This window comes from Pseudomonas veronii (assembly GCF_001439695.1).
Taxonomy (GTDB): domain Bacteria; phylum Pseudomonadota; class Gammaproteobacteria; order Pseudomonadales; family Pseudomonadaceae; genus Aquipseudomonas; species Aquipseudomonas veronii.
The window spans coordinates 539622-559297 of record NZ_JYLL01000001.1; the positions used below are offsets into that span (position 1 = coordinate 539622).

The window sequence follows — 19676 nt, forward strand, 5'->3', positions numbered from 1 at the left end:
CATGCCCCTACAAACCACCCCCTTCTCCCGCCGCTTCTCCGTCGCGCCCATGATGGACTGGACCGACCGCCACTGCCGGTTCTTCCTGCGCCTGCTCTCCAAACACGCGCTGCTCTACACCGAGATGGTCACCACCGGCGCGATCCTCCACGGCGATCACGAGCGCTTCCTGCGCCACAACGACGCCGAGCACCCGCTCGCCCTCCAACTGGGCGGCAGTGTTCCCGCCGATTTGGCCGCTTGTGCCCGTATGGCCGAGGCCGCGGGTTACGATGAAGTGAACCTGAACGTCGGCTGCCCCAGCGATCGGGTGCAGAACAATATGATCGGCGCGTGTCTGATGGGCCATCCGGCGTTGGTGGCCGATTGTGTAAAGGCGATGCGCGATGCGGTGTCGATTCCGGTGACGGTGAAGCACCGTATCGGGATCAATGGGCGGGACAGTTACGCCCAGTTGTGTGATTTCGTCGGGCAGGTGAAGGACGCGGGGTGTACCAGTTTTACCGTGCATGCGCGGATTGCGATTCTGGAGGGGTTGTCGCCGAAGGAGAATCGCGACATTCCTCCGTTGCGTTATGACGTGGCGGCGCAGTTGAAGCGCGATTTTGCCGAGTTGGAGATTATTCTCAACGGCGGGATCAAGACGCTGGAGCAGTGCCATGAGCATTTGCAGACGTTTGACGGGGTGATGCTGGGCCGGGAGGCTTATCACAATCCGTATTTACTGGCAGAGGTGGATCAGCAGTTGTTTGGCAGCACGCGGCCGGTGATCAGTCGGGCAGAGGCGTTGGCGCAGTTGCGGCCTTATATCGCGGAGCATTTGGCAAGCGGTGGCTCGATGCATCACATTACGCGGCATGTGCTGGGGTTGGGCACGGGCTTCCCTGGGGCGCGCAAGTTCCGGCAGTTGTTGTCGGTGGATATTCATAAAGCGAGTGACCCGCTGGCGTTGCTGGATCAGGCGGCGGAGTTGTTGGAGGGCCGGTGAAACCGGCGCCCACAGGTTGATCGCGGTGTTCATTGGGCTGTTGGGTTGAACCTGCGGGCGATTTTGCCCTCCTATTTACCAGCAAGGCCAGTCATTCAAACGGCTGTTTTCAGGTTGTTGCCCTCGCAAACGATCGAACGCATTTGCGCCCTTGAGCGCCTGCCAGCGCTCGGGTAATGTCATCAGACCCATAGGACAGAGCACGCTCATGACTTCCAAGCTGGAACAACTCAAACAGTTCACCACCGTCGTCGCCGATACCGGCGATTTTGCGGCCCTCGCCAATCTCAAGCCGCAAGATGCCACCACCAACCCTTCCCTGCTGCTCAAGGCCGCGTCGATCCCAGGCTATGCCAAGTTGCTGGATGAGTGCGTGAAGGACTGCAACGGTGATGTCGGCCTGGCCAGCGACCGTTTTGCGGTGGCGGTGGGTCAAGAGATCCTGAAAGTGGTGCCCGGCCGTATCTCCACCGAGGTGGATGCGCGCTTGTCGTTCGACACTGACGCCGTACTCAAGCGCGCGCACCGTCTGATCGACCTGTACGAAAAAGCCGGGGTTGGCCGTGATCGCGTGCTGATCAAGATCGCGTCCACCTGGGAAGGCATCCGCGCGGCGGAGAAGCTGGAAAAAGAAGGCATCCAGACCAACCTGACGCTGCTGTTCTCCTTCGCCCAGGCCGTGGCCTGTGCCGAAGCGGGCGTGTTCCTGATTTCGCCGTTCGTGGGCCGTATCTACGACTGGTACAAGAAAGCCAACGGCAACGACTACACCGGCGCAGACGATCCGGGCGTGCAGTCGGTGACGCGCATCTACAACTACTACAAGGCCAATGGCTACAAGACCGTGGTGATGGGGGCGAGTTTCCGCAACCTGAGCCAGATCGAAGAGCTGGCCGGCTGTGATCGCCTGACCATCAGCCCGGACCTGCTGGAGAAACTGGCGGCCGATACTGGCAAGCTGGAGCGCAAGTTGTCGCCAGGCCATGCCGGTGAAGCGCGGGTGCATCTGACTGAAGCGCAGTTCCGTTGGGAGTCCAACGAGGATGCGATGGCGACCGAGAAGCTGGCCGAGGGGATTCGTCAGTTTGCCCGCGACCAGGAGAAGCTGGAGGCGTTGCTGGCTGCCAAGCTGTAACAGCGGCGGCAGCAAAAAGGGCGGGACCTGTGAGGGTTCCGCCCTTTTTTTGTGTCAATCCGTTAGGCATGTACTGACAGGTCTGGGGCATTCGGGAGCAAGCCCCCTCCCACACCTGGGGAGTGTCAGTGGCGTTCGAGGGCGTTGACGAGGTCGTGGAAGGCTTCGCGGTTGGACTCGTTCAAGCCCATCAGGATTTTGTGCGCTTCCAGCACCTTGATCCGCACGATTTCCTCGGATTGGTCCTGGGACGGCAGGTCGGTCAGACATTCCGGGCAGGGGATCGGGCGGTCAACGATGTTGAACACTTGATCGAAGCCCATGGATTGCAGCAGACGGGTGATGTCTTCGTGGGTGGTGACGACAGTGGGCAACAGGCCGACCTTCTGCCGAGACAGAATGGACAACTTGGCCAACAGCCCAAGCGTGGTGCTATCGATGCTGCGGGTTTCGGTCAGATCGATCACGATCGCCGAGAAATTCAGCGCTGTGAAGATCCGCTCAATCGTTGCATCCAGCGCCGAACACAAGGTCAGGCGCACTTCACCGACAAACTTCAGGACAAACGTCCCGTCTTGCTCGGCGAATTGGATTCTTCCGGTACTCATCAAAGATTCCTGCTCAACACCAATAGGGCGATATCATCCGGCATCTCCCCTAGCGTGGCCAATCCAAAAACCTGCCGCAGGCCATCCAGGCTGCCGCCCGCCGACTTGACCCGTTGGGGCAAGGCGGCTTCTTTCTCTTTGAGTGTAGGCTCTGGAAGAAGGTCGAGGATGCCATCGGACATCAGCGTCAGGCTGAAGGTCGGCGGCAGCTCCAGGATGTGGTCTTCGTAGGTGGCTTCATTGAACAAGCCGACGGGCAGACCACGCCCTTCCAGGTAGCGCACACTGTCAGGAGTGTATAAAACCGGCATCGGCAGGTGACCGCCGATGCTGTAGGTCAAAAGACCGGTTTCTTCATCAATCACGCCGCCCACCATCGTCACGTGCTTGCCCAGCTTGCAGCTGATCAGGCCTCGGTTGATGTGGCCCAGCACCTCGGAGGGGGTGAACTCCGGCAAGGTGCCATTGCGCTTGGATTCGAACAGCAGCCGTGTGGTCATGAACTTCAACAACACGGTGACAAATGCCGAGGACGCGCCGTGGCCGGACACGTCGGCCAGATAAAACGCCACCCGCCGCTCATCTACGCGGAAATAGTCGACAAAATCACCCGACAGGTACAGCGACGGGATGATCTGGTGCGCAAACTTGAACTCATCAATGGTCCACGGGCTGACCGGCAGCATGTTCATCTGCACCTGGCGACCGGCGTTCTGGTCTTCCTGGAGCAGGTTCAGGCTGGCTTCGAGTTCGCGGTTGGCGGTTTCGAGCTTTTCGCGGTAGCGCTGGTTTTCCACCAGCAGGCGTGCGCGATCCAGGGCGCGGCGCACCGAGTGCTCCAGCACCGCCAGGTCTTCCAGGGGCTTGATCAGGTAGTCGGCGGCGCCCAGGCGCAGGGCCTCGACGGCGTCGTTCATCACCCCGGCACCGGACACGACAATCACCGGCGTCTGCGGAGCAAGCTCGGTCACCTGGCGAATCAGTTCGAGGCCGCCCATCTGGGGCATGCGCAGATCGCAGATCACGAGGTCGGGCTTGTCGCGCTCGAATACCTGGAGACCCTGTTGGCCATTGCTGGCCTGCAGGACGCTGAAGCCACTGTCTTCCAAATAGGCCGCAAGGCTTGCGCGCACTACTTCGTCGTCATCGATTATCAGCAGCGTGGCACTGGTTTTTGGCATGTGGGCAAACGGCGCCAGAATTAGGTTGGCGTAGGCGGCTCGGCAATGGCCGGGCTCACGCTACTGGATTCGCTTTCTAGCCTCTCTGTCCTACAAAGCATAGGCTTTTTGCCCACGCACAAAGGTAAAGCAGAGGTGCCCTTCTAAGGCGCAGACGGTACTCCCATCCGACAGGGGTTTCAAGCTCATGCCGATGGTCGCCGAACGTCTTTACATCGCAAATCACCGGGAGTTATAAGAACAGCCATCACCACAACACAAAGTAAGGATGGAAGCTGTGAGCGAACACGAGCGCGACTACGCTGAAAAGCGCGATTTCATCCGCATGCGAGTGGATGCCAATGTCTCTTTGATCCATGCCGGGCAAGAAATTGACGGGGTTTGCGTGGACCTCTCCAGCTCCGGCATGCAGGTGCAGGCACCTCGCCAGTTCACGGTGGGCGATCTGCTGACCGTGCGTATCGAGTCGGAGCACGCGGCCCTCGCGGGCCTGGAAGCGGACACCCAGGTGGTATGGGCGAAGAACGAGGGCGACGGCCAGCATCTGGGGCTGAAGATCCTGAAAATGCGCTAATACCCGCGCACAAAAAAGGCGACCACATGGTTAATGCCAGTCAGTTAAGCTGACTGGCATTTTTATTTCTGATCGGATACTTCGGTGATTTCAGCCGAATCGCCCGAGGATAAACGCGCTCCTCACGTCGATGCGGCAGCACGTAGTGCGGCGCTGAAGCATGAAGCTCGGCCAAATACTTGGGAATGTTCCCGGAACGGTCGGCGGAGACGCTGTTGATAAACCCGAGAATCGCCCAAGTGCAGGCGGTAAAGCTCATTTCGCACGGGTAAATGCCAGGACAGTGGCGACTCATTTCCACCATCTGATAGCGCAACAAGTTGTAGCCCAACAACACGCCCCACAACTCTTGCTCGATCATCTCTGGCGTCTTGCTGCGCAGCGTATAACTGCTGTTGAGCAGCGTCTGTTTCATCTCCCGAAATCCGAGTTCAATCTCCCATCGCTGGCTGTACAGATCGACGATTTCGTCGGATGGAAAGCGCAGCGGATCGGCCATCGACGTCAGGATCTGACACACCTTGCCCTTGACGGTTTTGCTCAGCAGTCGCGCGGTCAGCCGATCCGGCAATGGCATCAGCGCTCCGAACAGCAGGGCTATTGCGCCAGCCAAGCTGGTTGCGCTTGCGCGCAACGCGCCATGCCTGGTGCATCATGAAAAAGCACCCAACCGATGAAGATTGGGCTAAGTCATTGAAAAATATGGTCGGTACGGAGTGATTCGAACACTCTACCCCTAGCACCCCATGCCATTAACTTATGGATTTCACTGGACATCCACCCTCTGCTCCGAGGCCATCTTCCAGTTGAGCATTTAGCTGACAAAGTAAAGCCCTGACGGTTCATGGCCGTCAGGGCTTCTAATTTCTCAAGCATCTCAACATGGCGGAATGTATAATTATGATAGCAAGCTAACGATTAAATGTCGAGATTCTCAGCCACGATATCGTTTCGATTACAAATTTCAGCTAAGAAGCCACGGGTTCTGCATTTAGTTTCCCAGCCATTCCCTTAAGGCCCGGAACTCGTGACCGATCCTTTTCTATGCTCGTTGAGGAGAGGAGCTCTCGCCACTCTTCAAGGTAAAACACGCAGCCATGACAGCCTCATGGAAATTCGCTGACGTAACGGCCCCGATCGGCGTGCGGTCTTCCAGCATTCGGTGAGGATTCAGTAATGCTCGGTAAATCTCCCAGGAATCAGCGTCCTGCGAATGCTTCAGAACAGCCTGCACCAACCTATGTTTCAGGGGATCTAGGTGCCAATCTGGAACGCGCTGCCCCTGGTTACCCAGGCTCAGCGCAAGCACTTTTCTGGCCTGAATCTCGTAACTGATCCTCCGGCGTGATTTACCGGCCATCTCAGCGAACACCGCAGCCGGCAGGTTATGCGGGGCATTGAACATCTCCAGCATTTCCAGCCGCTCACGCTGAATATCCGAAAACTCAGGCATTGGTCCCGAAACAGCCGATATGCGCTGAACAGTCGCTGGCAGAGTTGGCATCGTGCTCCCTGACTTCGTCACCAGCAGGATGGGCGCAGGCGTCATTGCCGGGATCACTTCGTCAATACCATCCGCCAATTGCGGAACACTTTCTAGATGAACCGTGAGGTGCATGCTGGCTGACTCGATCTGGTTTTGCTCGAACAGGTTCAGCCGGTCGGCCCAGTCCTGCATCATGCGCCGCCGTTGCTCCACGTATTCGGCATGGTTGTACGCCGAGCTCACTTTGTCAGGATCAGAGTGCGAGAGCTGCGCATCGACCCAGGCCTTAGGGTAGCCAATTTCGTTGAGAGCGGTGGAAATGGTCCCCCTGATGCCATGACCTGTCAGTTGATCCTTGTACCCGATCCGTTTCAGCGCGGCGTTGAGTGTGTTTTCGCTGATGCGCTTTTTCAGATCACTGTAGTGAGTAAACAGGTATCGCTGCGCCGGCTTCACTTGATCGAGCAGGTGGCGAACGACCTCCATCGCCTGCACAGAGAGCGGCACGATGTAGGGCGGGATATCACCGGAACGCTTGCCTTCCTTGCGCAGTTCAAGCTGCAGCTGTTTTACCACTTCAGGGGGGATGATCCAGAGGCCCTTATCAAGGCGAAACTGATCCGGCGTCGCCAGTCGCAACTCCCCAGTGCGAACCCCTGTCAAAAGTAGCAACCGAAGGCCAAGCTGGGTCTGCAGCTTACCGGGATACTTGCGTAGTATCTGGAGCATGACCGGAAGTTCAGGCATGCGCAGAAATGGATTGTGACGCACAGGCGGCTGAGGCAACGCGACGACATCCAGATCGAACGCTGGGTTCAGCGGTAACCCAGGGACGATGATCAGTGCGTAACGGAACATCTGCCGGAACCAGGTACGGACCTTTTCGGCGGTAGTGAGCGCCTTTCTACGCTCGATCCTTGCAACGACTTCCAACAGGTCGGGGCGCTGGATCTCATAGATTGACCGCTTCCCAAGAACAGGAAGAACGTCTTTGGCAAAGATGCGCTGGATCTGTGAAAGCGTGCTCTGCCGTCCTTCCTTGAGAACGAGCCTACGATGCTCGACCCACTTGTCAAACACGGCCTTGAATGTGTTCTCGTCCGCGAGGCGGACGGACTGCCGCTTCTGCTTACGGTGTGCTCGGGGGTTGATGCCCTTGGCCAAAAGAGCTCGAGCTTCGTCGCGTAGGGCACGCGCTTCCCGGAGACTGACCTCAGGGTAAGTGCCCAGCGACATGCGTTTCTGCTTACCGGCCCAGTAGTAGCGGTAGTGCCACGACTTTCCGCCTTCAGGCGCCACCGCCAGGGACAGCCCATCAAGGTCGCCGAGGGTGTAGGGCTTTCCGGTTGCTTTTGCTTGCCGGACAGCCAGATCCGAGAGTGCCATGCTCTAGCTCCTGAACTCTTGGTCAGAACTAGATACTTGTCGCGCAGGCCTCGCTCCTCCAGCAACAATCCGGAAACCGTGACACCCGTATTGATGGACTTAAAAATGGACTTAAAAGTCGTGGCTGTCGGTGGTTTCCAGTGGAACTCGCTGGAACGAAAAAAGGACCCTAAGGTCCTGATTTCAGAGACCTACATAATTCCACGGAACTCTGTAGATCATAATTTGGAGCGGGAAACGAGACTCGAACTCGCGACCCCGACCTTGGCAAGGTCGTGCTCTACCAACTGAGCTATTCCCGCGTCTTGGTGAGGCGCATTCTATAGAATCCTCAGCACCCGTCAACCCCTTGATTCAAAAAAGTTTTATTTTTTTTCAACCGTGGTGCGCAGATGAGGCCAGGCAGCGCGTAAATACTGGAGCATGGACCACAGCGTCAGGCCGGCAGCGATGAGCAGCAAGGCGTAGCCCAGCAAGACCCAGAAGGAAAAGTCCGACGGGTTGGCCAGCAGGATCACCAACGCGAGCATTTGCGCGGCGGTTTTCCATTTGCCCATGTTCGACACGGCGACGTGGGCGCGGGCGCCGATTTCGGCCATCCATTCGCGCAGGGCCGAAACGACGATCTCGCGGCCGATGATCACCGCAGCCGGCAAGGTCAGCCACAGGTTGCCGTGTTCCTGCACCAGCAGCACCAGGGCCACGGCCACCATCAGTTTGTCGGCCACCGGGTCGAGGAACGCGCCGAACGGCGTGCTCTGTTCCAGGCGTCGGGCCAGGTAGCCGTCGAGCCAATCGGTGGCGGCCGCAACGGCGAACACCGAACTGGAGGCCATGTAGCTCCATTCGTAAGGCAAATAGAACAACAAAATGAAAATCGGAATAAGCAGGACGCGTAGAACGGTGATCAGATTAGGGATATTCATCGGCACAACTGGCTACGAGGTGAGAAGGCATTCTACTCGCTGTGCAGATTTGCATAAATCAACTCAGCGAGCTTTTTACTGATACCGGGTGCTTTAGCTATTTCGTCAATGCTGGCACGGGAGAGCTCTTGCAAGCCACCAAAATGTTTAAGCAGGTCGCGTCGGCGTGTCGGGCCTACTCCGGCCACGCCTTCCAGGGTTGAGGTTCGCCGGGTTTTGCCGCGACGGGCGCGATGGCCGGTAATGGCGAAACGGTGGGCTTCGTCGCGGATCTGTTGGATCAGGTGCAGCGCAGGCGAGTCGCCCTTCAACGTGAACTCATGGGCGGCATCATTCAAGTACAACGTCTCGAAGCCGGCCTTGCGCGTGGCGCCCTTGGCCACGCCGAGCAGGATCAGGTCGGGCACCGCCAGTTCGTTGAGCACGTCGCGAGCCATGGACAACTGGCCCTTGCCGCCGTCCACCAGCAGGATATCGGGGAGCTTGCCCTCCCCCTCCTTCAATTTGCTGAAGCGGCGCGTCAAGGCCTGGTGCATGGCGGCGTAGTCGTCGCCGGCGGTGACGCCTTCGATGTTGTAGCGCCGGTAATCGGACTTGATCGGCCCCTCCGGCCCGAACACCACGCAGGACGCCACCGTGGCTTCGCCGCTGGAGTGGCTGATGTCGTAACACTCCAGGCGCTGGGGCGGTTCGTCAAGGTTGAGGACTTCGGCCAGGGCCTCGAAGCGCGCGGCCACGTGCTGTCGATTCGCCAGACGTGCGCTCAGGGCCTGCTCGGCGTTGGTCACGGCCAGTTGCTGCCAGCGCGCCCGCGTGCCGCGCACGCGGTGGCTGATGTCCAGTTCACGGCCACGCAACGCGTGGATGGCCTCGATCAACGTCGGGAAGTCTTCATGTACCACGTTGACGATCAGTTCCGACGGCAAGTCGCGCTCGGGGCTGCTGACGTAATACTGGCCCAGGAACGCGGCCATGACTTCAGCGACCTCCTCGTCGATCCCGGTCTGCGGGAAGAAGTTCTTGCTGCCCAACACCCGACCGCCACGCACACTGATCAGGTGGACACAGGCGCCACCCGGGTTGACGAACGCAGCGATCACATCGACGTCGCCGGTTCCGCCTTCCATGCTTTGCTGGTCCTGCACACGCCGCAGCAGGGAGATCTGGTCGCGCAACTCGGCGGCTCGCTCGAAATCCAGGGTGCTCGCGGCTTGTTCCATGGCACCGGAGAGTTCGTCGGTGAGGGCGTTGCTGCGCCCTTCGAGGAACATCACCGAATGGCGCACATCCTCGGCGTACTCCGCCGGTTCAACCAGGCCGACACAGGGTGCCTTGCAACGCTTGATCTGATATTGCAGGCACGGCCGGGTGCGGTTCTTGTAGAAGCTGTCTTCGCACTGCCGCACGAAAAAGGTCTTTTGCAGCAGGCTCAGGCTTTCGCGGATCGCACCGGCGCTGGGGTAAGGTCCGAAGTATTTGCCCTTCTGCTTCTTCGCGCCCCGATGAATACTCAGGCGTGGGAAGTCGCCGTCAGATAAAAACACGTAGGGGTAGGATTTATCGTCACGCAGCAGGATGTTGTAAGGCGGCCGCCATTCCTTGATCAGCGTCTGCTCAAGCAGCAGCGCCTCGGTTTCGTTGGCGGTGATGGTGGTTTCGACCTGGGCGATACGCGCCACCAGGGCCGCGGTTTTCGGCGCGAGGCCGGTCTTGCGGAAGTAGCTCGCCAGGCGGTTTTTCAGGTTCTTGGCTTTGCCCACATACAGCAGGCGCGCCTCGCTGTCGAACATGCGGTACACGCCGGGGCGGCCGCTGCAGGTCGAGAGAAAGGCACTCGGATCAAACGGTGTGGTCATGTCAGGCGCTGGCGTCCACCATGCCGTGGCGCACCGCGAGCAGGGTCAATTCAACATCACTGCTGATGGCGAGCTTCTCGAAAATGCGATAGCGGTAGGTGTTGACGGTCTTGGGGGACAGGCACAGCTTGTCGGAGATGGCCTGCACCTTCTGGCAGCCGACAATCATCAAGGCGATCTGGATTTCACGCTCCGACAGCACGTCAAACGGCGAATCGCTGGTGGGCTGGAAGGACTTGATCGCCAACTGCTGCGCGATCTGCGGGCTGATGTAGCGCTGGCCGGCAAATACCAGGCGAATGGCTTGTACCATCTCCGCCAGGCCTGCGCCCTTGGTCAGGTATCCCGCCGCCCCCGCCTGCAGCAGACGTGTAGGAAACGGGTCTTCTTCGCACACGGTGACCACCACGACTTTGATGTCCGGATGGCTGCGCAACAATTTGGTAGTGGCGCCAAGGCCGCCGATCCCAGGCATCTTGACGTCCATCAACACCACATCGGGTTTCAACTCCCGGGCCTTGATCAGGGACTCTTCACCCGATTCAGCCTGGCCGACTACTTGCAGGCCATCGATGTCAGCCAGCATTCGTGTAATGCCTGTACGAACGAGATCATGGTCATCGACTACTAGCACCCTAATCAAGCAGACACCTCGCGATATGGTCTTATAGGTTGCTGAACACCTTAGCAAAAAACCAAGGCGCAGACCTAGTTGCAAGTGTCATATATATAGCGCTTGACGCCGGGAAGCGCGCCCGTCGAACGACGCGCAACGCTATTTCCTGGGGGAAAGGTCAGGAATCCCGGGCTACAGCTTGGATTTACCATTCATTATCAACATTGACGAATGTTCAGCCAAGGTTGAGGTCAATCGGTGGATCGCATCCTGGTCCTCTTTGAACATCGCCCGATAGTTGCCCAGCACCTTTTCTTCGATCTGACTCAAGTTATCCATTTGCGCCGGCGTGGGAGCGCCTGTTAATACGTACAGAAGATCCACGCCTCTTTCGGCCACACGCGATAAATAATCGGCCTTCGGCGCCCGCCCGCCATTTTCGTATTTGCCTTGTGCGTTCGCTTCAACGCCTCCAATTTCACCAAACACTTTTTGCGACAACCCAAGCCGCTCTCTTTCCTGCCTTAGACGCAAACCGATTCCACTCATTTGGATGTATGATCCTAAATTGGCACACCCCAAGAGGTGATACGCTGATCCCTTGGTTACACAAACTTGAACGGTTTTGAACTATGCCCGGAATTCGTACTGCTGCACAAGCCAAGGCTTGGCTTGAACACCAAGGTAAGTCGGTTCAAGCGTTCGCCCGGGAACACGGTGTCGACCCGGCAACCACGTATCAGGTGCTCGCTGGGCGCAAGAAAGGACGGCGGGGAGAGGCCCATAAGGTAGCGGTCCTTCTGGGCATGAAAGAAGGCATCATCCTTGCCGAGAATGAGCCTCTGAGGCAGGAACAAGAAATATTGCCCTAGGTTCAGTATGCGCTTATTAAGCCGTTGTGCCTGTTTTGCGCAAATGAGTCACTTATTAGTCTGCGGACATGGGCCGACAATCGCGCTCCATGCACCAGAAGCACGCTTCCTCACCCGCAACTTGCAAGCCCTTGCGCTGATAAAGCCTTTTTGCCGGATTGGTTTTAAACACGGTCAACCGTAAAAGACCGCGACCTTGACCGCACGCTTTGAGTGCCATTTGCTCCAGTACCCAGCTGCCTGCTCCACGGCCACGGAACGGTTCGAGAATATGCAACTCGCGAATGTACAGCGCCTGGCTGTCGCGACTCAGGCTGATGAAGCCCACCACAGTATCGTCGCTGCAGATCAGCCAATTCTCGCGCCCCGCCCAGGCCACGTCGAAACCATCGTTGGACCACAGCAAACGGTATTGCGCGTAGTAGCCGCGCATGGCTTCGTAGGTCAGCGTCCGGGCAAATGAGCGGTCCTGGTCAGTCGCCGCGCGCAGGTGAAACGTCATGTCATCGCGCCCCTTCAGCCCACAGTGCTACCGCTTGACCGGTCCAGCGCCCGCCATCGCGACGGGCAATGAGCAGCGCGTCGCCCACCCCCGGCGCGGCGGCAAGCACCTGCCCATCGGCGCCCCAGATAGCACTGCGCCCCGCGCACGCCCAGCCGCCCGAGGGGCCACCGTGATTGGCCATCAATACCACCAGGCCATGCTCGGCGGCGTAGCCCTGGAGCAACGCACTGTCCGTTGCGTAGCCGCCTTCACTGATCAGCACACCGGCGGCGTATACAGTGGCGCCCGCTTGCGCAGCCTGACGTGCATGGCTGGCGTGGGAAAAGTCGGCGCAGACCGCCAGCGCGATCCGATCATCCCGCCACTCAAGCATGTCACCGCCCTGCCCCGCGACAAACGCCACCTCTTCGCCGGGATGCAGATGCTGCTTGGTGTAAACCGCAAGCGAACCGTCTGCTCCCAGCACCAACGCGGCGATCGACACGCCCGCCCCTGGCGCCAAACGGATCGGCATGCCCACCACCGCCGTCAAGCACAGCTCCCGCGCCATCTCGCGCAGCGGCGTCAACAGCGCGTCCTCGGGGGCGATTGCCAGCTCAGCCGCCAAGGATGGTTCATACCCGCTCAACGACAGCTCCGGAAACACCAGCACTTGCACGCCCTGCTCAGCCGCGGCGCGCATGAACGCCAGGTGCCGCAGGATATTGGCCGGTACGTCGCCGGCGATGGAAACGGATTGAGCGGCGGCAAGGGTCAAGGCAGTCATGGTTGCGTCCCGGCAATCATTATTGAGTGGCCACCAGCATATCGGCACTCACCCCATAGTCGTAAGTACCTCCACACAATAGAAATTACCGATTGAATCCACCCGTGCGCCTCTAGTAAGCTGCCACCATCATTTGGAGAGCCACCATGTTGCAACTCACCCACACCCAGGTTTGCCCTGCTGCCAGCGCCTCGCGCTCGGTATCGGCTACCCGTGTGAACGGTTTGAGCGCACTGGTCAGCTTTTATTTTGGGTATTGGTTTAGCCACTGGCGCGCCTGATACCTGAAATCGGCGCCCACTGCTCAAGGGGTCGCCTACCAGAGAAATCTAACCCCCGGTCGGCTCCCCGATCGGGGGTTTTGTTTTTTCAGCCCTGAACACTTTGTTTGATCAAGACCATTTAAAGGAATCACGACATGAACTACGCCACCTATTACCGCTACGACACCAGCACTGCATGGCGATTTAGCAAGCTCCGCTCGGGACAGCCTGCCGCCTCCGATCGGTCACCTATCGGTGGCAAGCCAACACACGTAGCCACTACGGCCAATTGTCGAACACCCCAGTAGGGCAGAGCGTGCGGGAATCGCCCGCCGCTTGCCCAGGAAGCCTTGAAGATGAACTCCTCCGTCGCCGCTCTGCCCGTCTCTACCCTGACCAGCGCCAATGAAGCGCTGACCCTGCGCTTGCCCAGTTCCCTTGAACTCAAGCACCAGTTACCTCTCAGCCCATTCCTCAATGAGCAAATCCACGCCCATCGCCAAGCCGTGCGCGCCATTCTCAATGGCGAAGATTCACGTTTGCTGGTGATCGTCGGTCCGTGTTCGATCCACGACCCGGAATCGGCCATGGAATACGCACGCAACCTGAAGAAACTGGCGTTGGACGTCAGCGACCAGATGCTGCTGGTAATCCGCGCCTACGTCGAAAAACCGCGCACCACCATTGGCTGGAAAGGCCTGGCCTACGACCCGCACCTGGATGGCAGCGATGACATGGCCGCCGGCCTCAGCCTGTCCCGCGAACTGATGCGTGAGATGCTGCGCCTGGGCCTGCCGGTCGCCACCGAGTTGCTGCAACCGATGGCCGCCGGCTACTTCGACGACCTGCTCAGTTGGGTCGCCATCGGCGCACGCACCACCGAGTCGCAGATCCACCGCGAAATGGCCAGCGGCCTGGGCATGCCCGTCGGCTTCAAGAACGGCACCGACGGCGGCGTCGCCATTGCCTGCGATGCGATGCGCTCGGCGTCCCACCCGCACCGGCACTTCGGCGTCGACAGCCAGGGCCACCCGGCGATCATCCAGACCCCGGGCAACCCCGACACCCACCTGGTGTTGCGCGGCGGTCACCGTGGGCCGAACTACGATGCGCAGAGCGTGGCCCAGGTGAAACAGGACCTGGCCAAGTCCAAGGTGACCGCGCGGATCATGGTCGATTGCAGCCATGCCAACAGTGGCAAAGACCCGCTGCGTCAGCCGGCAGTGTTCAATGAAGTGCTGGAGCAACGCCTGCAGGGCGACACTTCGCTGATCGGCATGATGCTCGAAAGCCACGTGTTCGAAGGCTGCCAACCATTGGGCCCGGCGATGAAATACGGCGTGTCGGTGACCGACGGTTGCCTGGGTTGGGACAGCACCGAGCAGCTGTTGCGCAGCGCAGCTCAACGCTTGCGCGAACACGCCATCGGCTGAGCAATGGACACCGGCTTGCCTGCAAAGCGCGGGCAAGCCGGACGGCCGCCAACCTGGAGAGCAACCTCAAGCCCCTGCAACTGACCTTGAGCGCTGCCGACATGCTGCAGGTTGCGGGCCGTGACGGGGCCAGCGCCTGACAGCCCCAATGGCATCGCGCCGACGCGGAACTAAACCCCGGCCACCGGCGTGCGCGATAATTCCCGCAGCCAGGGCAATACCCGCAAGCCCGCGGCGGCCTCGGGTGGGTCGATGATGTCCATGAAGTGCTCAAGATTGATGTTATCCGGTACGCCGGGCAAGCGGACCAGTACCTGCGGTGTCGAGCCGACGGGTACGCCCAGGTCCAAGTGATCGTAGACCAGCACGTGGCGTACCTGGGCCTGCGGCCCACCGGCGTGGGTCGCCAAGCCTGCATTGACGATCAGCACATCAAAGGGTTCGGCCGGGATCGCCGTGAGGATCTGGACCTCTTCAAAGGTTTGCACCGGCACAATCCGGTGATACCCCAATCGGTTGAGCATTTTTTCGATATACAACCGTTGCAGGTGCTGTTCATCGGCAATCAGGATGGTCAGTGCTTTGTTCGGCATGGCAAACCCCTGGCAGGCTGTGCTCGTTGAATGAGAGCAGCCCATTTTCCAGACATATCCCGCAGACAAAATCAGGCATGTTCCCCCTTCATGTAGGAGTTGTCCCAAATCCACCGAATAACCACCCAACCGCGTCAAGGTTGATTGCAATAAACGCTCAAGCTGTGATGCAAATCATCGATCGCCTGCTCGACGTCCTCAACCGCTGCCCCCAACGCCTGGAGGTCCTGCCGTTCGCACACGGCCTCCAAGGTTTCGCAACAAGCGATCAGCGCGTGCGCCTTGACCATCCGCGCGCCGCCTTTGGCGCGGTGTGCCAGGTCATGCAACTGGGCAAAGTCGGCCTGACGTCGCAATGACGGCAATAGCCGTTGATCGGCTTCCAGACTGTCGAGCAGCGGCATCAACAATTCGTTGAGCGCGGCATGATCGTCCCCCGTCAGCATGATCAGCGCTCCCAGATCGAACGCCGGTTCGGCTTGCGGCTCGCATAGGCTCGCCATGCGCGGCGCCAGGGCCGATCGCAAGTCTTCGAGCCCGGTGGGCTTGAACAGGCACCCGTCCATGCCCGCCTGGCGACAGCGCTCGGCTTCTTCGGGTTGGGCATTGGCGGTAAACCCCAGCAGCAGGCACGGCACCAGGCCTCGCTCGTGCTCTTGAGTACGAATATCCCGCGCCAATGTGTAACCGTCCTTCAGAGGCATATTGCAATCGGTGATCACGCCATCAAAGTGCCCGGCCTGCCACAGCGCAAGCCCCTGCACACCGTCCTCGGCCGTGGTAATGCGATGCCCCAGGAAGCTCAACTGCCGGGCCAGCAGCAAACGGTTGGCCGGGTAGTCATCCACCACCAGGATACTCAACGCGCGTGTCGGTGGGCTGTGCGGAGCAGGCGCCGAAGCCGGCACCGGCAGCGCGGCCGCCAGGCTCAGCGCCACACTCACGTCCACCCGGGTGCCCTGCCCCAACACGCTGCTCAGGTGCAACTGACCGCCCATCATTTCGCACAGACTGCGACTGATCACCAACCCCAGGCCGGAACCGCTGCGCGCCGATTGTTCAGCGTTGCTGCCCTGGCTGAACGGGTTGAACAGCCGCTGCTGGTCCTGAGCACTGATGCCCATACCGGTGTCTTGCACCCACAACCTGAGCCATAGTTGATCCTCGGCGACATCGCCCTGGGCGCCCAATTGCACCTGGCCTTTGCTGGTGAACTTGATGGCATTGCTGAGCAGGTTCGAAACCACCTGCTTGAAGCGCAGCGGGTCGATCAGCACCGGGCGATCGAGCGCCGGATCGAGCGTCACGCGCAGCGCCAGCCCTTTGGCCCGCGCGAGGCCTTCGAAAACCCGCACCACCGAGGCCAGCAGCTCACGCAGGTTGGCGGGCTCCTGGGCCAGGGACAGGTGGCCGGATTCGATCCGGGCGATGTCCAGGATGTCGCCGATCAATTCCAGCATGCCGCGCGAGGCCACCGACGCCACTTCCAGCGCATCGCGATCCGCTCGACCTTGCTCGGCGCTTTTGAGTGCCAGCTCGATCATGCCGATCACCGCGTTCATCGGCGTCCGGATCTCGTGGCTCATGGTGGCCAGGAACGTCGTCTTGGCGCGGTTGGCGGCGTCGGCATCGTCCTTGGCTTCCTGCAACTGGCCCAGCAAGCGGTGGCGCTCACTCACATCCACCCAGCCGGCAATCATGCCCACGACCTTCTCGTCGCCGTCGCGGTACGGCAGCATCCAATGGTAAATCGTGAGGACTTCGCCGCCCGGCACCCTGAGGATCCGGTCATGAATCTGCGGCTCGCCCCGCGCCATCAACTTCAGGTAGTCGTCATGGTACGACTGGGCTTGCGGCGGGTTACCGGTGTCGGTTTCCACCACGGTCTTGCCGATCACGTCTTCGAGCTTGAAACCGAACACGTCGAGGTAGGCATTGTTGCAGGCCATCAACCGCCCCTGGCGATCGCGCACGTAAATCGGGTGAGGCGTGCCGTCGATCAACACGCTCATAAAGCGCATCTGATCGCTCAACGCCCGCTCGGCCTGGGCGCGCTTGCGAATCAGGCTGCGCAGGTAAAAGGCCCAGCACAGGGTGATCAACAACAGCACCGCGGCGAGACTGAAACCCTGGATGATTGCGTTGCGATGGCGCAGCCAGTAGCTGTCTTCAATGATGATCTCGCTGCGCCAGTGATTGGTCAGCTCATCCAGCTCCTCAGGTGTGATGCTCAACAATGCCTTGTCGAGGATCGAATACAACTCCAGTTGGCTGCGGTTGACGCCAAACGTGATCCGCGCCGGCTCCGTGCCGACGGTGCTGGTCATACGCAAGCGGTCGCGGTAATGACGCGCGATCATGTAGCGCGCACTGATGAGCGAAATAACAGTCGCATCGGCCCCGCCATTGGCCACCAACTCCATGGCGGCTTCGGGGTTTGCGCTGTCGATAAACTCAATACCGGGGTAATCCCGCGCGATTTGCTCACCCAGGCTGTTGCTGCGAATGAACGCCAGGCGCTTTCCGGGCAAGTCCTCCAGGGTAACCAGCCGCTCGTCTTCGGCGCGCACCACCAGCACATACGGGTTGGACAGGTAAGGCCGGGTGAAGCGCAACTTCTCGGTCCGCTCAACGCTGGGGGTAATCACCGCCAGCATGTCTGCCTGGCCAGCATTGACCTCATCGATTTGTCGAGGCAACGAACTGCCCTTCACCACATCGAACTTCAGGCCCGTGCGCAAGCTGATCCGCGCCAGCACTTCCGCGCTCAGCCCTTCGAATTGCCCTTGCTCATTGAAAAACGACAATGGCACGAACTTGTCGAGCACCGCCACTTTCACCCGCGGGTGTTTCTCCAGCCAGCGCTGCTCGCTGTCACTCAGGCGCAGCCGTTCGGCTTCCATGAAACCGCTGCCGCCAGCACTCCAGCGGCGCAGAATATCCATCTGCTGGTTGACCGGCACGATGGCCAACGCGGCGTTGATGATACTGCGCAGGCGAATATTGTCCTTGGTGAACGCAAACCCGAAAGGGTTGACCTCCAGGCCGGAAAAATCCGCCACGCGCACGTTATTGAGGTGGTTCTTGTTGATCAGGTACCGGGTGCTGATGGCATCGCCCAGGTACACATCAGCCCGGCCGAACGCCACCGCACCGATGGCTTCGAAGGTCGAGGCAAACAGTTGCAACTGCGCGTGGGGGTAGAACTGCTGCACGGCATCGGGCTGCATGTAGTGATACAGCATGGCCACGCGTTTGCCGGCCAAGTCTGCGCTCAGGGCCTGGGTGTCTCCGATGCGGGTGACCAGGGTGGGTTGATCGTTGGCGTAAGAGCGTGACAGCTCCAACTCAGGGTCTGCGGCTTCATAGCCGTTGGCCGAGCCAACGAAATCCACCGCGCCCTGCTTGAGCGCTTCAATCACTTCATCGCGGGTGTCGTAGCGTCGCACCTCGATGATGATATTCAACGCCTGCGCCACCAGCGCCGCATAATCGGCGGTAATGCCCTCAAGCTCGTCGTTGTTGTTGCTCAGGTCGAATGGCGCGTAATCCGGCGCCGACACCCCCATCACCAACGTGCGCCGCTCACGTAGCCAGCGCCAGTCGGTTTCATCCAGCGTCAGGCGGGGGTTTTCGAGCTGAGAGTGCCCCAACAGGCGCAGCGCGTGTGGCTGATCGACGGCCACTGCGAGCATGGGCAACAGGCCCATCAACAAGATAGCGGCGAGCCGCCTGAACGCAGTGGCAGTCATTTCAGATCAAGTGATTGCGCTGGGCGAACTTGGATAAATGCACGACGGAGGACATGCGCAACTTCTCCTTCAGGCGGGTTTTGTACGTGCTGATGGTCTTGTGGCTCAGCAGCATGTCCTCGGCGATTTCCTTGTTGCCCAGGCCCAGGGCCAGCTTCTGCAGCACCGTCAACTCGCGGTCCGAAAGAGCTTCCACCAACTCGTGCTCGGAGGTCTGCAAATCATCGCGGCGCACCGAACTGGTGGGCAGGCTGGGAAAGCAGCTGTAGTTGCACATCACAGCCTTGATTGCTTTTTGCAGCTCGTCCAACTCGCCGGTCTTGGCGACAAACCCCATGGCACCGGCCCGCATGCACCGGGTCGAAAAAAACACCGCCAAGTAGGACGTGAGCACCAGGATCTTGCACGGCAGGCCCAAGGCCTTGATCCGACTGATGACCTCCAGGCCACCCAACTTGGGCATCGCCAAGTCGAGAATCACCAGGTCCGGGCGCCCTTCTCTGGCCTTCTGCACGGCATCCGCGCCATTACCCGCTTCATCAATTTCAGTAAAACCTTCCTGTTTCAACAGAAATTTGACAGTGGCACGAATAAACGGGTGGTCATCCATGGACTTGCCCCTATCAAACCGGACACCAACTCCCCGTTAAATTGATGCTGCTGCCAAGCGCCTAAACTCTCTTGGTGACCGATATTTCAGCGCGCTGTGCGGATGCTGCTCGTTGTAATGCTCGAA

Annotated in this window: 18 protein-coding genes, 1 tRNA gene and 1 pseudogene; 6 read left to right on the forward strand and 14 right to left on the reverse strand. The window is 59.6% G+C overall.

The features are described from left to right. Window position 1 precedes the first annotated feature (1 nt). Together dusA and tal are read left to right on the forward strand one after the other, a co-directional pair. On the forward strand, window positions 2-988 hold the full coding sequence (gene dusA, locus TU80_RS02415; protein WP_057003771.1) for a tRNA dihydrouridine(20/20a) synthase DusA: 987 nt from the start codon (window positions 2-4) through the stop codon (window positions 986-988). A 208-nt stretch (window positions 989-1196) separates the two neighbouring features. Continuing rightward, window positions 1197-2123, forward strand: coding sequence for a transaldolase (gene tal, locus TU80_RS02420; RefSeq protein ID WP_017848890.1), 927 nt, complete (start codon window positions 1197-1199; stop codon window positions 2121-2123). 125 nt (window positions 2124-2248) lie between these two features. On the opposite strand, the gene rssC is transcribed toward tal, so the two are convergent. Together rssC and rssB are read right to left on the reverse strand one after the other, a co-directional pair. Beyond that, window positions 2249-2731: an anti-sigma factor antagonist RssC gene (rssC, locus tag TU80_RS02425; RefSeq protein ID WP_017848891.1), complete on the reverse strand. Its 483-nt coding sequence runs from the start codon at window positions 2729-2731 to the stop codon at window positions 2249-2251. Beyond that, a complete protein-coding gene (gene rssB / locus TU80_RS02430) occupies window positions 2731-3912 on the reverse strand; it encodes a two-component system response regulator RssB (protein ID WP_017848892.1) in 1182 nt (393 codons plus the stop codon). Before rssB ends, rssC begins: the two co-directional genes overlap by 1 nt. 277 nt (window positions 3913-4189) lie before the next feature. Between rssB and TU80_RS02435 the strand changes: the two genes are divergently transcribed. Next, on the forward strand, window positions 4190-4486 hold the full coding sequence (locus TU80_RS02435) for a PilZ domain-containing protein (RefSeq protein WP_057003772.1): 297 nt from the start codon (window positions 4190-4192) through the stop codon (window positions 4484-4486). 40 nt (window positions 4487-4526) lie between these two features. On the opposite strand, the pseudogene TU80_RS02440 reads toward TU80_RS02435, so the two are convergent. The 7 genes and pseudogenes from TU80_RS02440 to TU80_RS02470 all read right to left on the reverse strand — a co-directional run. Further along, window positions 4527-5057: pseudogene (locus TU80_RS02440) on the reverse strand (transposase); the annotation flags it as partial. Between the two features lie 471 nt (window positions 5058-5528). Then, window positions 5529-7358 (reverse strand): tyrosine-type recombinase/integrase, encoded by a 1830-nt coding sequence (locus TU80_RS02445; protein ID WP_057003693.1) that lies wholly within the window; start codon window positions 7356-7358, stop codon window positions 5529-5531. A gap of 226 nt (window positions 7359-7584) precedes the next feature. After that, window positions 7585-7660 (reverse strand) — tRNA-Gly (locus tag TU80_RS02450). Window positions 7661-7723: 63 nt separating this feature from the next. Beyond that, entirely contained in the window at window positions 7724-8284 is a 561-nt protein-coding gene (pgsA, locus tag TU80_RS02455; RefSeq protein WP_017847081.1) for a CDP-diacylglycerol--glycerol-3-phosphate 3-phosphatidyltransferase, read from the reverse strand. A gap of 32 nt (window positions 8285-8316) precedes the next feature. After that, window positions 8317-10140 carry an excinuclease ABC subunit UvrC gene (gene uvrC / locus TU80_RS02460; protein ID WP_017847080.1) on the reverse strand — a complete coding sequence of 608 codons (1824 nt, stop codon included), beginning with the start codon at window positions 10138-10140 and terminating at the stop codon, window positions 8317-8319. 1 nt (window position 10141) lies between these two features. Continuing rightward, the gene (gene gacA, locus TU80_RS02465; RefSeq protein WP_026140040.1) at window positions 10142-10783 is read right to left on the reverse strand and encodes a response regulator transcription factor GacA; all 642 of its coding nucleotides are present in this window, start codon (window positions 10781-10783) and stop codon (window positions 10142-10144) included. 165 nt (window positions 10784-10948) lie between these two features. Further along, window positions 10949-11305 carry a helix-turn-helix domain-containing protein gene (locus tag TU80_RS02470; RefSeq protein ID WP_017847078.1) on the reverse strand — a complete coding sequence of 119 codons (357 nt, stop codon included), beginning with the start codon at window positions 11303-11305 and terminating at the stop codon, window positions 10949-10951. Between the two features lie 83 nt (window positions 11306-11388). Between TU80_RS02470 and TU80_RS02475 the strand changes: the two genes are divergently transcribed. Further along, a complete protein-coding gene (locus TU80_RS02475) occupies window positions 11389-11628 on the forward strand; it encodes a DNA-binding protein (RefSeq protein WP_046384003.1) in 240 nt (79 codons plus the stop codon). Between the two features lie 55 nt (window positions 11629-11683). Here TU80_RS02475 and TU80_RS02480 read toward each other — a convergent pair whose 3' ends face one another. Next, on the reverse strand, window positions 11684-12130 hold the full coding sequence (locus TU80_RS02480; RefSeq protein ID WP_046384004.1) for a GNAT family N-acetyltransferase: 447 nt from the start codon (window positions 12128-12130) through the stop codon (window positions 11684-11686). Between the two features lies 1 nt (window position 12131). Then, the gene (locus TU80_RS02485) at window positions 12132-12899 is read right to left on the reverse strand and encodes a carbon-nitrogen hydrolase family protein (RefSeq protein ID WP_057003773.1); all 768 of its coding nucleotides are present in this window, start codon (window positions 12897-12899) and stop codon (window positions 12132-12134) included. 146 nt (window positions 12900-13045) lie between these two features. Between TU80_RS02485 and TU80_RS33660 the strand changes: the two genes are divergently transcribed. Next, window positions 13046-13180, forward strand: coding sequence for a hypothetical protein (locus tag TU80_RS33660; protein ID WP_256350929.1), 135 nt, complete (start codon window positions 13046-13048; stop codon window positions 13178-13180). Window positions 13181-13518: 338 nt separating this feature from the next. Further along, entirely contained in the window at window positions 13519-14595 is a 1077-nt protein-coding gene (locus tag TU80_RS02490; protein ID WP_046384006.1) for a 3-deoxy-7-phosphoheptulonate synthase, read from the forward strand. Window positions 14596-14765: 170 nt separating this feature from the next. Here the strand turns inward: TU80_RS02490 and TU80_RS02495 are convergent, their stop codons facing one another. From TU80_RS02495 to TU80_RS02505, 3 genes are all read right to left on the reverse strand, one after another. After that, on the reverse strand, window positions 14766-15188 hold the full coding sequence (locus TU80_RS02495) for an ANTAR domain-containing protein (protein ID WP_057003774.1): 423 nt from the start codon (window positions 15186-15188) through the stop codon (window positions 14766-14768). 134 nt (window positions 15189-15322) lie between these two features. Beyond that, window positions 15323-18940, reverse strand: a complete 3618-nt coding sequence (locus TU80_RS02500; RefSeq protein WP_057003775.1) for a transporter substrate-binding domain-containing protein — start codon at window positions 18938-18940, stop codon at window positions 15323-15325. Between the two features lies 1 nt (window position 18941). After that, a complete protein-coding gene (locus tag TU80_RS02505; RefSeq protein ID WP_057003776.1) occupies window positions 18942-19550 on the reverse strand; it encodes a response regulator transcription factor in 609 nt (202 codons plus the stop codon). Window positions 19551-19676: the final 126 nt, after the last annotated feature.